Source organism: Tardiphaga sp. 866_E4_N1_4 (assembly GCF_052076075.1).
Taxonomy (GTDB): domain Bacteria; phylum Pseudomonadota; class Alphaproteobacteria; order Rhizobiales; family Xanthobacteraceae; genus Tardiphaga; species Tardiphaga robiniae.
Map to the genome: position 1 here is coordinate 4,383,644 of NZ_CP197242.1, position 16,897 is coordinate 4,400,540.

The window sequence follows — 16,897 nt, forward strand, 5'->3', positions numbered from 1 at the left end:
GTCCTGTTCAATGAAGGGCGCGCTGGAAGATTCGCGCGCTGGAATGATGCATCCAACCTATGAACGCCCCCTTGCCGGGTCAAGGTTGGTCACAGTGAGATGATGGCGGCCAGCTCCGCGTCCAGCGCAGCACCGGAAATCTCCATCATTTCAAGCGTTTCCGTCCAGAGCAGGGCGGCCCGGATCGGCCGGTCTGGGTATAACTTGGCGAGCACGCCGCGATACAGCGCCAGCTGCCGGATATAGGCCTTGGGCGCCTCGATCAGTCTGCGCGGCGGGTTGTGGTTGGTCTTGTAATCGACGATCCGGATCTCCGTTTTGGTCAGGACCAGCCGGTCGATCTGGCCCGACACCAGCACGGGCGACCCGTCCTTCCGCGTCAGTCGTCCGGCCACCGCCACCTCGGCGCGACTGCCGGGGGCAAACAGTTCCGCGAGGCGCGGATCGCCAATCAGCGACAGCACCTGCGTGGCCAGCGCCACGCGGTCGAGATCGGTCCAGTCATTGGCGTTGCGAGCGAGGAAATTCAGCGCGGTCTCGCGACGCTTTTCGGCGGCGATGTCGGGCAGCGATTGCAGCAGCCGGTGCACAAGGTTGCCGCGCTGCAAGGCCAGTTGGCGCAGCCGCTCGGATTCACCGGTACGCTGGCCGCGCCCGTCGTCATCGTCGGCATCCGATGGCCGCAGCAGGCTTTCGCGGTGCGGCTGGTCGCCGACCTTGTCGCGGAGCCACGCCGGCAGCATGATCGGCGCTGCCGTAGCGACAGGCGTTGCAGTGCCCGGCACGGGTACGACGTCTTCCACCCGTGTATAGCGTTTCACCAGGCCGTCCGGCGGCGGCACGCTCTGCATCTGCAGCCCGGAATTCTCCAGGCCCTTCTGGATCAGGTCGTACCAGGACAGCGGCCGCACCTCGTTGCGGTTGCCGGGCATGCAGCCGCCAACGATCAGGCGATCGGCCGCGCGCGTCATCGCCACATAAAGCAGCCGGCGATATTCGTCCTCGGTATCGCGGATCATATCGGCGCGCGCCGCGGCGACTGCTGGCGGATCGTCCGCCTTCTTGCCGGCCCAGACCACGACGCCCGGGCTGTTCGGTGCGGCGTTGCCCTGCGGGAGATGGATCAAATTGAGTCGCTGCGAATCCGCCGGCGACGATGTGGTATCGACCAGGAATACGACCGGTGCTTCCAGGCCTTTGGCGCCATGCACGGTCATCACGCGAACTTCGTCGCGGGTGATCTCCATGTCGCGCTTCACTTCCGTGTCGGCGGCGCGCAGCCAGGCGACGAAGCCCTGCAGCGAGGCCGGCGCCTTGCGCTCATAGCCCAGCGCGAGTTCGAGAAATTCGTCGAGCGCGTCATTGGCCTCATGGCCGAGCCGACGCAGGATGCGCGCGCGGCCGTGATCACCGCCGAGCAGCCACGCATAGAACGCAAAAGGCGTCTCGCTGGCAAAGCGCTTCTCGCAAGCGATGAGCCGCTTGAAAGCGCCGCCGAGCTTGGGATCGCTCACCGCCTTTTCGCCGAGTGCGTCGCGCAGCGATCCCGTGCGCTCATAGGCCAGCTTGAACAGGTCATCGTCATCGAGGCCGAATAGCGGGCTCTTCAATACGGTCGCCAATGCTAGGTCGTCCTGCGGCAGCAGTAGCGCGTCGGCCAGGTTCATCAGGTCGATGATGGCGATATGTTCGGTGAGCTTCAGCCGGTCGGCGCCGGCGACGGGAATGCCGGCATGTTTCAGCGCCTGGATGATGGCGTCGAAGGCCTTGCCGCGGCGGCGCACCAGCACCAGCATGTCGCCATAGCGCAGCGCGCGACGCTTGCCGATGGGCCCGGTCTCCGTCTTCGCCGCGATCAAGTCTTTGATCTCGGTCTGCACGCGGCGGGCGAGTTTCACTTCAGGGCTGGTCTCGGAGCGCTTGTCGAACGGCGCCTGCCAGCCTTCGATGCTTGGCCGGTCGTCAGGCTGCTCCAGCTCCCACAAATCGATCAGGCTGGGACCGGCATCGTCCAGCGTTTCATGAATCGGATAGCCGTTCTCGACGGCGTGGATACTGCGGAAGATCGCTTCCTCGCGAAACACGTGGTCGACCGATCGCAGAATGGCTGAGCCCGACCGGAAAGAATGGCTGAACGCGATGGGATCGAATTTCATTCCGGCGTCCTTGAAGCGGCTTTGGAGCGCCTTGCGCCGCAGATCGAATTCGCGCGGTGCTGCGCCCTGGAACGAGAAGATCGATTGCTTCTCGTCGCCGACGGCGAAGATCGTGCGCTTGAGCCCGTCGCGCGCACCTTCGCCGGAGGTGAATTCCGAGATCAGATGGGTGATGATGTCCCATTGCCGCGGCGAGGTATCCTGCGCCTCGTCGATCAGCACGTGATCGACGCCGCGATCGAGCTTGAAATGCACCCAGCTCGACGACACCCGATCGAGCATCTCCAGCGTGCGCGCGATCAGGTCGTCGTAATCCAAAAGGCCGCGTTCGTTTTTCTCGCGGCGATAATTCTCCGCGACCTGGCTGGCGATCACCAGCAGCGACTGGGTGCGCTCGCGCATGGCGACAGCGCGGCGGCGTTCCAGCAGCGGGATGACACGGTCGCCTTCGCGCTGCAAAGCCGCCAGCAGATCCGGCCGGCTGTCGGCGATCTTCTTGGTTGCTAGCGATTTCCGCAGTGAGTGATCTTTGGTCAGGAACAGTTCGAGGTATTTCTCGACCTGTTCGGTGCCCGACAACGCCAAAGCCTCACGCAGCCGCGCTGCCTGATCGTTGTCGGTCTTGCTGCCGGTCTTGAAGATTTCGGCGGCGGGAATCCAGCGTTCCCGCGGCAGATGCGGCCCGTCGATGATCTCCAGCTCGACACTGTCTCTGGTATCGCCGGCTGTCACGCCCAGGGTTGCCGACAGCTGCGCCATCGCGGCATCTGTCGAGCCGGCGCGCTCGATCCAGGCCAGGAACTGATCGCGGGACAGACTCGCCTCGCGCACCACGTCGCGGAACGTCACGTCGGCCGCCGATGTCATCGCGGTGGTCAGTGCGCGGCCTTCGGCGCTGTCAGGCGCCGCCGCCGCGTGCAGCAGCACCTGCAGACTGGCGCGCTCCATCATTTCGTTCTGGTCGCGGTCGTCAAGCACGCTGAATCGCGCCGGCACATTGGCCTCGAACGGAAACTGCTGCAGCAGTCGCGTACACAGCGCGTGGATGGTCTGGACTTTCAGACCACCCGGCGTCTCCAGTGCACTGGCGAACAATTCGCGCGCCCGCGACCGCAATCTGCTGTTCGACGCGGGAACGCCGGCATTTTTGATTTCCGCGTCGAGCGCGGCGTCATCCAGCGTGACCCAATGGCCGAGCCGCGTGAAGACGCGCTCCGCCATATTCGCCGCTGCGGCCTTGGTGAAGGTGACGCAGAGGATCTTTTCGGGCGGCACACCGTCGAGCAGTAGCCGGATCACGCGGTTGACCAGCACATAGGTCTTGCCGGAACCGGCATTCGCCGAGACGAATACCGACGAGGCGGGATCCGATGCGAGCTGCTGCTTGGCACTCGCGGCGGGCGGGATGTTGCGCGGGCCACTCATGACTCGCCTCCGCCGCCAGTGCCGCCATTGGCGGACCATTCCTTGATCCGCGCCAGATCGTCATAGCTGCCATAGCGGTTTGACCACATGGACAGGCTCAGCGATGTATAGGCGGTGGTTTCGTCCTCGAAACTGCGGATCAGCGCTTCCAGCTTGGCGCGTGCTTCGATGGCGGCATCATCGGGCAGTTGCGGCTCGTCCTTGCGCTCGATCTTCAGTTCGAGCAGCCGCTCTTCGCCGGGCGGGTTGTTGCCGCTGAGCCGGACATAGACCAGTTCGCTGACGGACGATCCTGCGGCGATCCCGGTAAAACCGCCCTCGCGCAGGATCGCGGCTTCCAGCGTGAGCTGCGGCGACAAGCCCATGCGCACCTGCTTGCCGGTGGGCGGTTGGCCGGTCTTGTAGTCGAGCAGGGCGAAAGTGCGGTCGCTGCGATGTTCGATACGGTCGGCACGCGCCGAGAGATGGAAGACGCGGCTGTGATCGAGCGGGATCTTGATCTCGCCGCGCACTTCCGCGTCGATGCTGGCGACATTGATGCGGCGGTCGATCTCCCAGGCGCCAAACCAGGACGCGATGCGCAGGAAACGCGGCCACCACAATGCGCGCGCCTCAGGTCGCGCCATCAGGGGCGCAAAATGTCGATCGCCGATCCTGCGCAGCTCACGCGCGGGATCGTCAGGCAGCGCCTTGCTGTATTCCATGGTGAAGTCGCCGAGCGACGCATGGATCGCCGATCCCCGGTCGGCCGCAGACAGCGGCATGTCGACGGGATCGAGCGGCGCCAGACCCAGAATATATTTGGCATAGATCGTATAGGGATCGCGCAGCCAGTCCTCGATGGCGGTGACCGACAGCCTGAGCGGACGTGCGGCGCGTGGCGGGCGCGGCTCCGGCTGGGCAATCGGCGTGACGGTCTCGGGTCTATCGAGCTCTTCGGCATAGCGAACATAGTGCTCGCCCGCGGCCAGCGCGGCGTCCCAGCGGTTCTCGCCGGCAACAGCTTCGAGCCGGTGCAGAAAGCGCGACGCGACGGCCGGCGCGCCGCCGACTTTCGCGGCGTGGCTCAGGATGACGTCCTCGGTGCCGAGCAATTGCACGAAGTCATGCGCGGTGAGGCCGATACGGCGTTCCGGAAGATCGAGCCCGAGCTGATGCCGCATCGGGCGGCTCAGCCAGGGATCGATGCGCGGCGAGGGCGGCCAGATGCCTTCGACGAGGCCGCCGAGGATCACGCGGTCCGATTGCGTCAGCCGCGCTTCGAGCTGGCCGTAGATGCGCAAGCTGGCATTGGCGACTTCGGGCCGGCGCACGATACGGTCAGCGAAGGCGGTCTGAAACACATCGGGATAATCGCGGAGCTGCATCATCAGCCCGCTGGGGCGCAGCCGCTCCTCGTCGCCGCTCTCGGTCGCGACAGTCTCCATGACGACGAGATCGTCGAACGCCTTGGTGAGCGCTGTTCCTTCGCGCCCCACAAGCGCGATATCGTTGCCCCTGTCGTCGCGCGACAAGAGCTTGATCGCCTCACGATGCCGCAAGGCAACTTCAGCGAAATCGATCGGCCTGATGGGGTGGATGCCTTCCAGCGGCGCCAGCGCGGTGCGCAATCCGGCGATCAGTTCTTCCGCGCGGTCAAGACGGTCGTCGTCGAGTTTTGCGCGCGGCTCCGCGCCATGCAGCATCGACGCTTCGCGGCGCCGGAGCTTTCCGAGCTCGTCGCGGAAGCGCGTGAAGTCCTGCGCCAGTCCGGCGGTGCCGGGCGTCGGCCGCGTGCCGCGCAGCAGCGCGAGTTCGAGCGTCTCGATCGCGTCTTTCCAGGCGTTCGGCGCCGCGCCCAGACGAAACAGCGGATGTTTCAGCAGCGCCAGCAATGTCGCCGGTTCGAGCTGCTCCGCTGCGGCCTCGGCGACGAGGCGCGCGAAGATGCCGGCCGAGGTCTCGGTCAGCGCATCGCCGCCGGAATCGTCGAAGACGAGATTCCAGCGGCCCAGCGCGGCCATCACCCGGCGCGCCAGTGCGCGGTCGGGCGTCACCAGCGCGGCGGACTTCTTGAATTCATGGGCTTCGCGCATGGCGATCGCGATGGCCAGCGCTTCCATTTCCGAATTTGCGGCGGCGATCACAGCAAGGTTCTGCATGCCGGCCGCGATTTTCTGTTCGACGGCCGGCTGAGCGAGGCGCGTATGCCACTGCGCCGTGGCATTGGATGGCCGCATCGCCTCCGAGGCCAAGAGTTCGCGGCCCTGCGGCGACGGCGTGCCGAGCTTCGTCACATCGCGGCGCGTGATGCCGAAGCGCTCCAGCAGCGCATGCAGCGCGAATTGCGGATGGTTCGATGCCGAGGATTCGGTCCGGCCGAGTGCATCCTTGGTGCCGCCGATGAGATTCCATGCGATGTCGTCGAGGTCGGTATCGAGGCCGGGGAGGACGACAGCACCCTGCGGCAGCTGCGCGACTTCGCGCAGGAATTTCGCGGTGGTCGGCATCGAGCCCGTCGAGCCGGCGGCGATGATCGGACCGCCTTTGTGTGCCTTCAAGCGCGAAGCTTCAGCATCGATCAGCAGGTCACGGCGCACCGCAGGCTCGATGCGCTGCCGTTCCTTTAGTTCGGCTGGCCACCATTCGCGGGCAACCTTGAGGAAGCTTAGCGTCAACTGCCAGTATTGATCGAGCGCATCAGGCACCAGCCCGTCCAGCGCGCTCCAGTCGACCTTGCGAGTCGCCATGTCGTCCATCAGCCGCGCGAGGTCGTCGGCGAGTGCTAGCGTCGAGGCCGGGCCGCCGACCACCAGCGGCGTCTGCGTGGGATCGCTGGGTGTAAGTTGTTTGGCCCAGGCGGCGATCAGTTGCGCCAGCAGCAGACGACGCTGCAAACCGTCGAGTGCCGCAGGAGCGTCCAGCCTTTCGAGCGTCTCGGGCGAGGCCGCTTGCGCAAAGGCCAGTTCTTCCTCGTCGACATCGCCGAGCGGAACGATACGCGGCAACAGCACGGCATCGGTGCCGAGGACGTCGAGGAATATCTCCTGCGCCATGCGTCCGGCGCGGCGTGTCGGCAGATACAGGGTGACTTCAGCCAGTCTTTCCGGCGCTTTGCGCGCGGAAAATCCCTCGACGAGATCACCGTCGACAAGCGCGGTGATCAGCGTGCGCAGGAACGGCGCAGAGGACGGAATGTTGAAGACGCGCATGAACACCCTGATTCGTGATCAGGGTGCATCATGGCATGGCTGGAAAGGCGACGGGAGTCGTAGGAAACTCAGGCGACGCTGGCGAGGAACGCATCTTCCGCGGCGCGGACGGCGTCGGGCGTGCCGACATGCATCCAGACGCCTTCCATGCGCAGCCCGAACAGGCGCTCCTGCTCATTGGCCTTGTCGAACAGCTTGGTCAGCGAAAATTCACCGGATGGCGCATCCTTGAACAGCGCCGGTGACAGGATCGCGACACCGGCATAGACGAACGGCACGACCTGATTCTCCTTGCGGCGACGCAGCGCACCATCGGTGAGCATCGCGTAGTCACCGCATCCGGCGTAGCCGATGCTGTTGGCGGTCGGCGCCATCAGCAGCAGGATGTCCATACGTGCGGGATCGAAGGCCTCCGCAAGACGCGCGAGATTCGGCTGCACGCCGTCGATCCACATCGTGTCGGCATTGAGATGATAGAACGGCTCGGAGCCCAGCAGCGGCAGCGCCTTGACGACGGCTCCGCCGGTGCCGAGCACCTGATCGCGCTCATCGGAAATCGTGATCTTCGGTTTGGTGCGCGTCGCGACATGATCGATGATCTGGTCGGGCAGGTAATGCACATTGACGACGGCTTCGGTCACGCCTGCAGCGGCGAGCTTGTCGAGCACGTGATCCAGCAGCGGCTGTCCTGCAACAGGGACCAGCGGCTTCGGCAGATTATCGGTGAGCGGTCGCATGCGCAGGCCGAGGCCGGCGGCGAGAACCATTGCTTTGGTGGGTTTTACGGACATAGCGACATTGGCCTTGGTAGAATGATGGGCCTTGATGGAATCGTTCTTGAATTTTTGAGCTGAAATGATGGTAGCACGGCGGCGTGTCGCATGCATGAACCTATCGAGCCATAATGGGCCGAGATGACGCGGATGCGACAATTACACCCGCCTGCACAGTCACGTTTCTGCCTCCTGCGTTTCGGAACGTTTCGTCTTTTTCTTTTTGTCGTTGGGTTTGAGAAAATTCACACCAATCTGGTCGCCGTTGACCCAGCCGAGTTCGCAGCGGCGATAGGCAAGTCCGGTTGATGAGAGCAAAAGGAAGAATTCCTTCAGGTTCAATCCTTCGACAGAACCATCGACGGTGAGCTTGGCGCCGGTCTCGGAAATATCTTCCATGATGCAGGAGCGACGCCAGGTGCCGTCGATGCCCATCATGTGCGCAGGAAAGCCGCGCTCGAAAACGACCCGATCTCCGGCACGCCGCTCCGTCATGACACGTCCCTTGTCCAGTACGCCAAGCCCCGCACGTGCAGGGCTCAAACGCAGGATAGAGTGTGTGCGACTAATAAGTAGTTAAGGAAGTGTTAGAGCGTGAGTCGATCAGCGGGACCAACGGCTCCGTCATTGCGAGCCGGCAAAATTGCTCTTGCGATTTTGCCGATCGAAGCAATCCAGAAGGCAACAAGCGAGGGCTGGATTGCTTCGTCGCAAGGGCTCCTCGCAATGACGACGCAGAGGTCGTAATTCGTCTCGGAAGGAAGGGCCTCTAACCGCGGGGCGGTGGTACATGCGCCGCATACCACTGTTGGAACGGCGCCAGCGTCGGATGCGCCAGCGAGCGGTTGAGATAGGTCCAGATCCGCGGCTGGTGCTTGAGATAATGCGGCTTGCCGTCGCGGCGGTTGAGCCGCGCGAATGTACCGAGCAGTCGTGTGTTTCGCTGTGCCGACATGATCGCATAGAGCTCGGCAAAGGCCGCGGCATCGAAAGCGGAATCGGCCGCGCGTCGCGCCTTGATATAGCGCGTCAGCATGGTCAGCTCCAGATGCTCGGGCACGTCGATCCGCGCGTCCTGCAGCAGCGAGACGAGATCATAGGCGGCGGGGCCGAGCACCGTGTCCTGGAAATCGATTACGCCGACCTTGTTGATGCCCTCGCGATCGTCGAGCCAGATGATATTCGGCGAATGGAAGTCGCGCAGTACCCAGGTCTTTGGCGCCGCAGCGAGTTTCGCCAGCAGCTCGCGCCACATCGTGACAAATTTAGTGCGTGCGTCATCTGCGAGCGGCGCGTCGCGGTCCGGCAGATACCATTCCGGCATCAGGCCGATCTCGACCAGCAATGCATCCGTGTCGAAGACGGGAATGGCGTAATCGACATGCGGCAACAGCGGCAGCGTCTCCGGCAGCGTCTTGCCGTGCAGCATTGCGAGCATATCGGTTGCGGCCTGATAGCGCTCGACGATCGGCGCAGGTGGCTCGCCTTCGGTCACCGGCACCGTGCCGAAATCTTCGGTGATCAGGAAACCCGCATCGAGATCGGCGTGATGAATCGCCGGCGCGGAGATCCCCTGCGCGCGCAAACCGTTCGCAATGGCGACGAACGGTCTGACGTCCTCCGCCAGATGCACCGCTGCGCTGTAGGACTTGCCGTCATAGACCGGCGCACCATCCGGCCGCTTCGGCGCATTCATCAGGATGAAGACGTCATCACCGCGGATCAACCGCGCATAGGAGCGCGTCGACGCATCGCCCGCCATGCGCTGTCTGATAGCGTCGAGATAGCGCGCTTCTTCGAGAAATTCACGCAGTGCTTTCAGGCGCAGAACGACCGATGCGGCCTTGCCGTGACCGGTGATCTCCGCGGCACGCGCCACGGAGCCCAGTGCCGGACGATGGCTGAGCGCAATATCGATACGATCCGGCGGCAGCGTACCATCGGCGCGCTCCGGCCATTCGATCAGCGCCACCACGTCGTCCGGCAACGGCGATAGGCCGATCTCCTCGAGTTCGCTCGCGTCGTTGATACGATAGAGATCGGCATGGATGAGAGGAAACGACGGCAGGTCATAGTTCTGCGCCAGCGTGAAGGTCGGGCTCGGCACTTCGAGTTCAGAATCGCTGGCGAGATAGCGGATCATCGCGCGTGCCGCGGCCGTCTTGCCGGCGCCGAGATCGCCCGAGAGGGTGATGACATCGCCGGGGCCGATCAGCAGAGCGAGGTCGGCCATCAATTGCGCAGTGGCCGTCTCATTTGCGAGCGCCAGCGAAAATGTGCAGGGCTCGTTTATGATGGGTTCGGTCATTCGGCGGCGTTGCGATGCGCGGTCTGGTCGATGGGGAAGTCGCAGCTGACGGTGGTGCCCTTGCCAACTGCGGAATCGACGCGGACCTTGCCGCCGTGCAGCTCGACGAAGGAGCGCACCAGCGACAGGCCGAGCCCGGCGCCGCGATGACGCGAGCCATTGGCGTGGCTCTCGAACCAGTCGAACACCTTGTCCTTCACCTCGGGCGGAATGCCCGGGCCGCGATCAGTGACGGTGAAGGTGATGGTATGTTCGGATCGTCGCGCGGTCAGCGTGATTGCGGCATCATGCGGCGAGAAGCCGACGGCATTGGCGAGCAGATTATACAGCACCTGCACGACGCGGCTTTCGTCGCCGGTAAAGCTGCCGATGGCGGGATCAACGTCGATCTGCAGTGCGATGCGGTCGCGCACCAGGCGATCCTGAATGCCTTCGGCCGCCGCAGAGATGGTCTTGCGGATATCGATCGGGCCGAGATTCAGCGTCATCGCGCCGGCATCGATGGTGGCGAGATCCAGGATGTTATTGATGATCGCCAGCAACGCGCCGGTCGAGGTGGTGATGTAATCGAGATATTCGGCCTGCTTCGGCATCAGCGGGCCGGTCACGGGATCGCTGAGCAGATGCGCGAAGCCGATGATGGTGGTCAGCGGCGAGCGCAGCTCGTAGGAGACGTGGTGGACGAAGTCGACCTTCATCTGGTCGGCGGTCTCGAGCGCCTCGTTGCGCTCGCGCAGCGCGCGCTCGACATTCTCGGCGTCCGAAATGTCCTGGAAGGTGAGCATGGTCGCGCCATCAGGCAGCGGCATGGTCATGCAGGCCAGCACACTGCCGTCCTTGCGCTCGAGCTTGAGCGGAACAGACTTGCGATTGTCGATCCCGGTAATGGCGCTGCGGATCGCCTGCCATGTCGGAGTGTCGTCGAACAATGGCCGGCACCAAGTTTCGACCATTTCGATATGCGGACGCTGCTCCAGCGCTTCGTCCGACAGCTTCCACATCTTGGCGAAAGCTGGATTGAACAGTTGCGCGCGGCCGTTGCTGCCAAACACCGCGACGGCCTCGGCCAGATTGTCGAGCGTCTCGCGCTGCACGCGGATCAGGCCATCGAAGCGCCGCGCCAGTTCGAGGCTCTCGGTCACATCGTCGAACAGATAGGTGACGCCGCCTTCGGGATTCGGCGTGGTGACGATCGAGAGCGCGCGGCCATCCGGCAGATACCAGACATCCTTATGGGCTTCGACGGCACGATAGGCTTCGTGCAGCTTGGCCTTCCAGGCGCGGAAGTCGGGCTGCTCCGGCAGTTTTCGCGCAGCACGGAGACGGTCGAGCACACTGGAATCGTCGGGATTGCCGTCGAGGAAGGTGCGGTCGAGATCCCACAGCCGGCGATAGGAGTCGTTGTAGAAGGCAAGGCGGCGCTGGCCGTCGAATACGGCGACGCCCGATGACAGCTGGTCGAGCGTGCGGCGATGCGCCTCGGCCATCCGCACCAAGGCGGCTGATAGCGCGGCAGCTTCGCTGGCGTCGATCGCCATGCCGGCGCTGCCGCTGGCGACCTTGGCGGCGTGGACGTCGAAGATGCGGCGCTCGCCGGAAATCACGATCGGCACGCGCGCGGCAAAGGGCTGGTTGTCGTTCAGCGCACGCGCCAGGCTGCTGCGGTCGTCGCTGTCCAGCAGTTCCAGATTGCGACCGACCGCATCGCCCGTATCAGCCGCTTCAGTCGCACGCGCATAGGCCGCATTGACGAAGCTCAATCGGCCATCGGCCTGCTTGGCCCAGATCGGCCATGGCGCGGCATTGGCGAAGCCGCGGAGAATTTCGGCTTCTTCCGCAAGTTCCTTGTGACGCAGCGAGACTTCGGCAAGCTCGCGGCGCAAACCGCTCAATTCGCGAATCCGGACAATGGCCTGGCCGCCGATGGCGCGGCCCATCGCCTCGATGGCGCGGCCACTGGAGGTCGTCAGATTGAGCAGGAAACCTTCGCCGGCATCGAGCAGTGCGTCGACGGCATGATCCATCCGCAGCGCGGGTTCCGGCGGCAGCCATGTTCCGAACGCGAGAATGCGCTGCGGCTGATGCTGCTGTGGGTCCTGCGACATCATCAATGCGGTGTCGCCGGAGATATCGGGACGGGTTTCGCCTGCGGCCCAGGCGATCAGAACCTGCGGCTCAGTGAACAGCAGGGCGCGAAAGCGGTCGGATTCGACCTGCAGCGTATGCAGCTCCGCGCGCAGCTTTGCCTCGGTCTTGGCCGAGCGAATACGATTGTGCATCAACAGGATGGCGGAAACGACGGAGAAGCCGAGCACCGCTGTGGCGGTCGTCAGCGCGGCGATTTCCTGGCGATCGAGATCGAGCAGCTTGGCGAGCGTCTGGGTAATGAAGGGTGCGTCAGCGGCCGACGCCGAGGAGGTGGCCAGAAGTGCAGACGCACTGATGCCGACAAGCCCGTCGCGCACCATAGAAGTGCACGACAGCAAGGTCCGACGCATCGCCGCGATCACGCCTGACATCATTCGCCCCAAACCGCACGTCTTCCCGACCAGCCCCTCCCGATCGCGAATCGTTCGACAATATCCGCTTCGGGAGTCGCCGGGTAAGAGTCCAGACCGTGAACGCAGAGTCCCCGGTTAAAAAATGCAGGCGCTTTTGATTCAAATGCTGCGCGATGTGACGAAATACGCGCTAGCGGCCGGTGGATCCGAAGCCGCCGCTGCCGCGTTCGGTTTCGCTGAGCGCCGTGACCACCACGAGTTCCGCATGCGTGACCGGCGCGATCACCATCTGGGCGATTCGCTCGCCGCGTTTGATCGTGAAATCCGCGGGGCCGTGATTGATCAGCAGCACGCCGATCTCGCCGCGGTAATCGGCGTCGATGGTGCCTGGTGAATTCAGCACGGTGATGCCGTGCTTGGCGGCAAGGCCGGAGCGTGGGCGCACCTGCGCCTCATAGCCCGGCGGCAGCGCGATGGTCAGCGCGGTCGGCACCAGCGCATATTTGCCGCGGGCGAGAATCATCGGTTGGTCTTCGGGAACCGCGGCGAGCAGATCAAGGCCGGCAGCATGCGCGGTCTGATAGGCCGGTAGCGCGAGGCCAGCGCCATGCGGGAGCTGCTGGACGTCGACCTGAACGGGGATGGCAGCGCTCATGATTGGTCTTTCGTGGATTGCGTCGATTTATTTGATGTCACCGCGTCGGCGATTCGCGCGACCAGGGTCGTCGCGACCTGTTCCTTGCTCATCGGTGCCCACGAATCAACGGCGATATCGGTGCTGTCTTTGCTGCGCGTGAGCAGATGCACGGTATTGTCGTCGCCGCCCATGATGCCGGTCGCGGGCGAGACGTCATTGGCGACGATCCAGTCGCAGCCCTTGCGCGCGATCTTGGCTTTGGCGTTGTCGATCAGGTGTTCGGTCTCGGCGGCAAAACCGATCACCAGCGGTGGACGATGTTCGGGGAGTTTCGAGATCGTCGCGAGGATGTCGGGATTTTCCGTGAGCTCGAGCTGCGGCATCGCGTGGCTGGCGGTCTTCTTCAGCTTCTGGGCGCCTTCATTGACGACGCGCCAGTCGGCAACGGCTGCCGCAAAGATCGCGATGTCCACTGGCAGTACGGCTTGAACCGCGGCGAGCATCTCGCGCGCGGATTCGACATGCGTCATCGACACGCCCGGCACCTCGTCGAGATCGACCGGGCCCGAGACGAGAATGACCTCGGCGCCTGCTGCCCGTGCCGCGGCGGCAATCGCATAGCCCTGTTTGCCGGACGAGCGATTGGCGATGTAGCGCACCGGATCAATCGGCTCATGCGTCGGGCCCGCAGTGATCAGCACGCGCTTGCCGGCCAGTGGCTTCGGCATGGGTGGCCGCAGGAATGTGTGAGCGGCAATCGCGATCTCGGTCGGTTCCGCCATGCGGCCGATGCCGGCTTCGTTGCGTTCGGCCATCTCGCCGGCATTCGGCCCGATCATTCTTACGCCGTCACGCTGCAATTGCGCGACGTTGCGGCGCGTCGCGGCGTTATTCCACATCAGTGGATTCATCGCCGGCGCAATCAGGATCGGTTTGTCGGATGCGAGCAGAACAGCGGACGCCAGATCATCGGCAAGGCCATTGGCCATCTTCGCCATCAGGTCGGCGGTTGCCGGCGCAACCACGATCAGATCGCATTCACGCGCCAGGCGAATATGCCCGGCATCGAATTCGCTCTGCGCATCGAACAGGTCCGTGTAGGCGCGCTCGTTGGACAGCGCGCTGGCGGCCAGCGGCGTGACGAATTGCTGTGCGGCGCGGGTCAGCACCACGCGGACATGGATGCCGCGTTCCTTCAAGCGGCGGATCAGATCGAGCGCTTTATAGGCTGCGATTCCGCCGCCGATGATCAGCGTGACGCGGAGCTGATCGCCGATGTTTTTCAAGGGCTTGGGTGGGTTTTCCGGGTTTGGCGCGTCTTGCGGAAATCTTGCGTCAGTCGTGAGGCCGTCTTGCGAGGCCTCACGCAAAATGACCCGCACCTCGTCCTCGACCGACCGTCCGTTGCGGGCAGCACGCAGTCGCAATTCGTCGCGAATGGCGTCGTCGAGCTTGCGGATCGTCAGGCTGGCCATGAGGCGTCTCGCGCTATTTTGACAGCAACGCTAGCACAAAGTGCCAGCATTGCAATCAGTCTTAGCGAATCGAGAGCAGCAGTCCCAGAAACGACAGGGCGATCACCCAGACGCCAACCGTGCGCCAGCGGAGCTGCTTGGCCCGTGCCCGCGCGATGGCGGCAATGGTCGCGTCGTCGAGCCTGACGCCGTCGCGGGTCATGGTCTCCAACTGTTCCAGCACCGTCAGCGCCCGTGTTGCCAGGGCCGGCAGACTGCCGGCGACCTTGCCGAGTTCGCCGGCGCCGGCGAGTGCACCCTGAATCTTGCCCAATGGGCCGAGATTGCGCTCGATCCATTCGCGGACAACGGGATCGGCGACCTTCCAGATGTCGAGCTTGGGATCGAAGCTTCGTGCGACACCTTCGACCACGACCATGGTCTTCTGCAGCAGGATCAATTCCGGCCGCGTGCGCATATCAAAGAGGCCGGTGACCTCAAGCAGCAGCGTCAGCAGCTTGGCCATCGAGATCTCTTCGGCCGTGCGATTGTGAATCGGCTCGCCGATGGCACGGATCGCCTGCGCAAAATTTTCGACCGAATGGTGGCCGGGCACATAGCCGGCCTCGAAGTGGACTTCGGCGACGCGGCGATAGTTGCGGGTGATGAAGCCCAGCAGAATCTCCGCAAGGAAGCGGCGCTCCTTCAGACCGAGTCGGCCCATGATGCCGAAGTCGACGGCGACGAGGCGGCCGTCAGGATCGAGGAACAGATTGCCGGGGTGCATGTCGGCATGGAAGAAGCCGTCGCGCAGCGCGTGGCGCAGGAAGCTCTGGATCACCTTGCGGCCAAGGTCCGGCAGATCGACGTTGGATTCTTCCAGGCCCTTGTGATCGTTCAGCGCGATGCCGTCGATCCATTCCATCGTCAGCACATTGTGCGAGGTACGATCCCAGTCCACTTCCGGCACGCGGAAATCCGAATCGTTGCGGGTGTTCTCCGCCATCTCGGAGAGTGCTGCGGCTTCGAGCCGAAGATCCATTTCCATCGCCACCGAGCGCGACATGGTGGTGATGATCTCGATCAAGCGCAGGCGCCGCGCTTCGGAAAAATGCTCTTCGGCCTTGTGGGCGACGTAAGCGAAATCGCCGAGGTCGCGGCGGAATTGCGCGGCGACATTCGGGCGCAACACTTTCACGGCGTAGACCTTGCGGACACCATCCTTGTCGATCTCGGCGCGATGCACCTGTGCGATGGATGCCGCAGCGACCGGCGGGCTGAAGCTCGCATAGAGCTGCGCCACAGGGCGTTCCAGCGAAGCGGCGACGACACCTTCGGCTTCGGTCAGGGAGAACGGCGGCAGCCGGTCCTGCAGGCTTTCGAGATCGCGCGCCATGGCGACGCCGACCACGTCGGGCCGTGTTGCGAGAAATTGTCCGAGCTTGAGATAGGCAGGTCCCAGCCGCGTCAGCGCGCGCGACAGCCGCGCGCCGGATTTGGCGCCGGGCCGCTCAATGAGCCGCGCCATGCGCAGCGCGAGTTGTCCCGGCGGCGGCACCAACGAGGGATCGACGACGCCGAACACGCCTTCGCGCGCAAACACGAAGCCGGCGCGGGCCAGCCGCGCCATATGATTGAGTGCAGAGATCACAAACGCCAGCCCGAATGCAGCGCGACGATGCCGCCCGAGAGGAGTTCGTATTTCACGCGGGAGAAGCCGGCCTCGCGGATCATGTCGGCAAAGATCGGCGGCTTCGGAAACTTGCGGATCGATTCGACGAGATACTGATAGGATTCGGAATCGCCGGTGACGGCCTTGCCGAGCGGCGGGATGACCTTGAACGAAAACAGGTCATAGATCTTGTCGAGGCCGGGCACATCCACGGTCGAGAATTCGAGACAGAGAAAACGGCTGCCCGGCTTCAGCACGCGATAGGCCTCAGCGAGCGCGCGGTCGATGCGCGGCACGTTGCGGATGCCGAAGGCGATCGTATAGGCGTCATAACTCTTGTCGGCGAATGGCAACTCTTCTGCATTGCCCTCGACGAAGGAGACCTGATGTTCGAGATGATGGGTAATGGCGCGCTCGCGGCCGACATCGAGCATGCCGGTGTTGATGTCGCAGACCGTCGCCGAGAAGCCGAGGCCCGACGCCTTGGCAGCGCGGAAGGAAATGTCGCCGGTGCCGCCGGCAACGTCGAGCAGGGCGAAAGGCGCGTCCGAGCGCGGCGGGTTGAGCGCGTTGATCATCACGTCCTTCCAGACGCGATGCATGCCGCCGGACATCAGATCGTTCATCAGGTCGTAGCGCCGGGCCACGCTGTGGAACACATCGTTCACCAGCGTCTGCTTGTCGCCTACGGGGACGTCCCTGAAGCCGAAATGGGTGGTTTCGCCCGGCTGATCCATCGTTTTCATCTCAAAAGCCTCAATGCGGCGGACCATAGCGCGC

The 16,897-nt window shown here is 63.9% G+C and carries 10 protein-coding genes; all 10 read right to left on the reverse strand.

All coding sequences use genetic code 11. From position 1 onward, the window contains the following. Nucleotides 1–89 precede the first annotated feature (89 nt). Complete coding sequence (gene addA, locus AB8B20_RS21260) at nt 90–3,581, reverse strand: double-strand break repair helicase AddA (protein ID WP_439073720.1); 3,492 nt, start codon at nt 3,579–3,581, stop codon at nt 90–92. Then, complete coding sequence (gene addB / locus AB8B20_RS21265) at nt 3,578–6,772, reverse strand: double-strand break repair protein AddB (RefSeq protein WP_439073718.1); 3,195 nt, start codon at nt 6,770–6,772, stop codon at nt 3,578–3,580. Before addB ends, addA begins: the two co-directional genes overlap by 4 nt. A gap of 68 nt (nt 6,773–6,840) precedes the next feature. Continuing rightward, complete coding sequence (locus AB8B20_RS21270; RefSeq protein WP_089266886.1) at nt 6,841–7,563, reverse strand: nucleotidyltransferase family protein; 723 nt, start codon at nt 7,561–7,563, stop codon at nt 6,841–6,843. A 159-nt stretch (nt 7,564–7,722) separates the two neighbouring features. After that, a complete protein-coding gene (locus tag AB8B20_RS21275) occupies nt 7,723–8,040 on the reverse strand; it encodes a PilZ domain-containing protein (protein ID WP_068734110.1) in 318 nt (105 codons plus the stop codon). 274 nt (nt 8,041–8,314) lie between these two features. Then, nucleotides 8,315–9,838 carry a tRNA (adenosine(37)-N6)-threonylcarbamoyltransferase complex ATPase subunit type 1 TsaE gene (tsaE, locus tag AB8B20_RS21280; protein WP_439074058.1) on the reverse strand — a complete coding sequence of 508 codons (1,524 nt, stop codon included), beginning with the start codon at nt 9,836–9,838 and terminating at the stop codon, nt 8,315–8,317. Between the two features lie 11 nt (nt 9,839–9,849). Further along, nucleotides 9,850–12,372 (reverse strand): ATP-binding protein, encoded by a 2,523-nt coding sequence (locus tag AB8B20_RS21285; RefSeq protein WP_439073716.1) that lies wholly within the window; start codon nt 12,370–12,372, stop codon nt 9,850–9,852. Nucleotides 12,373–12,544: 172 nt separating this feature from the next. After that, the gene (gene dut / locus AB8B20_RS21290; protein WP_439073714.1) at nt 12,545–13,009 is read right to left on the reverse strand and encodes a dUTP diphosphatase; all 465 of its coding nucleotides are present in this window, start codon (nt 13,007–13,009) and stop codon (nt 12,545–12,547) included. Then, nucleotides 13,006–14,466: a bifunctional phosphopantothenoylcysteine decarboxylase/phosphopantothenate--cysteine ligase CoaBC gene (gene coaBC, locus AB8B20_RS21295; protein ID WP_439073712.1), complete on the reverse strand. Its 1,461-nt coding sequence runs from the start codon at nt 14,464–14,466 to the stop codon at nt 13,006–13,008. The genes dut and coaBC overlap by 4 nt, the downstream gene beginning before the upstream one ends. A 61-nt stretch (nt 14,467–14,527) precedes the next feature. After that, nucleotides 14,528–16,096: a 2-polyprenylphenol 6-hydroxylase gene (gene ubiB / locus AB8B20_RS21300; RefSeq protein ID WP_093757889.1), complete on the reverse strand. Its 1,569-nt coding sequence runs from the start codon at nt 16,094–16,096 to the stop codon at nt 14,528–14,530. Next, nucleotides 16,093–16,854 carry a bifunctional demethylmenaquinone methyltransferase/2-methoxy-6-polyprenyl-1,4-benzoquinol methylase UbiE gene (gene ubiE, locus AB8B20_RS21305; protein WP_120288096.1) on the reverse strand — a complete coding sequence of 254 codons (762 nt, stop codon included), beginning with the start codon at nt 16,852–16,854 and terminating at the stop codon, nt 16,093–16,095. Before ubiE ends, ubiB begins: the two co-directional genes overlap by 4 nt. Nucleotides 16,855–16,897 lie beyond the last annotated feature (43 nt).

What these genes read in the sequence shown, in the direction of transcription:
- addB (WP_439073718.1), bottom strand. Translation starts at nt 6,772, where the DNA reads ATGCGCGTCTTCAACATTCCGTCCTCTGCGCCGTTCCTGCGCACGCTG.
- AB8B20_RS21270 (WP_089266886.1), bottom strand. Translation starts at nt 7,563, where the DNA reads ATGTCCGTAAAACCCACCAAAGCAATGGTTCTCGCCGCCGGCCTCGGC.
- dut (WP_439073714.1), bottom strand. Translation starts at nt 13,009, where the DNA reads ATGAGCGCTGCCATCCCCGTTCAGGTCGACGTCCAGCAGCTCCCGCAT.
- AB8B20_RS21285 (WP_439073716.1), bottom strand. Translation starts at nt 12,372, where the DNA reads ATGTCAGGCGTGATCGCGGCGATGCGTCGGACCTTGCTGTCGTGCACT.
- AB8B20_RS21275 (WP_068734110.1), bottom strand. Translation starts at nt 8,040, where the DNA reads ATGACGGAGCGGCGTGCCGGAGATCGGGTCGTTTTCGAGCGCGGCTTT.
- coaBC (WP_439073712.1), bottom strand. Translation starts at nt 14,466, where the DNA reads ATGGCCAGCCTGACGATCCGCAAGCTCGACGACGCCATTCGCGACGAA.
- ubiE (WP_120288096.1), bottom strand. Translation starts at nt 16,854, where the DNA reads ATGGATCAGCCGGGCGAAACCACCCATTTCGGCTTCAGGGACGTCCCC.
- addA (WP_439073720.1), bottom strand. Translation starts at nt 3,581, where the DNA reads ATGAGTGGCCCGCGCAACATCCCGCCCGCCGCGAGTGCCAAGCAGCAG.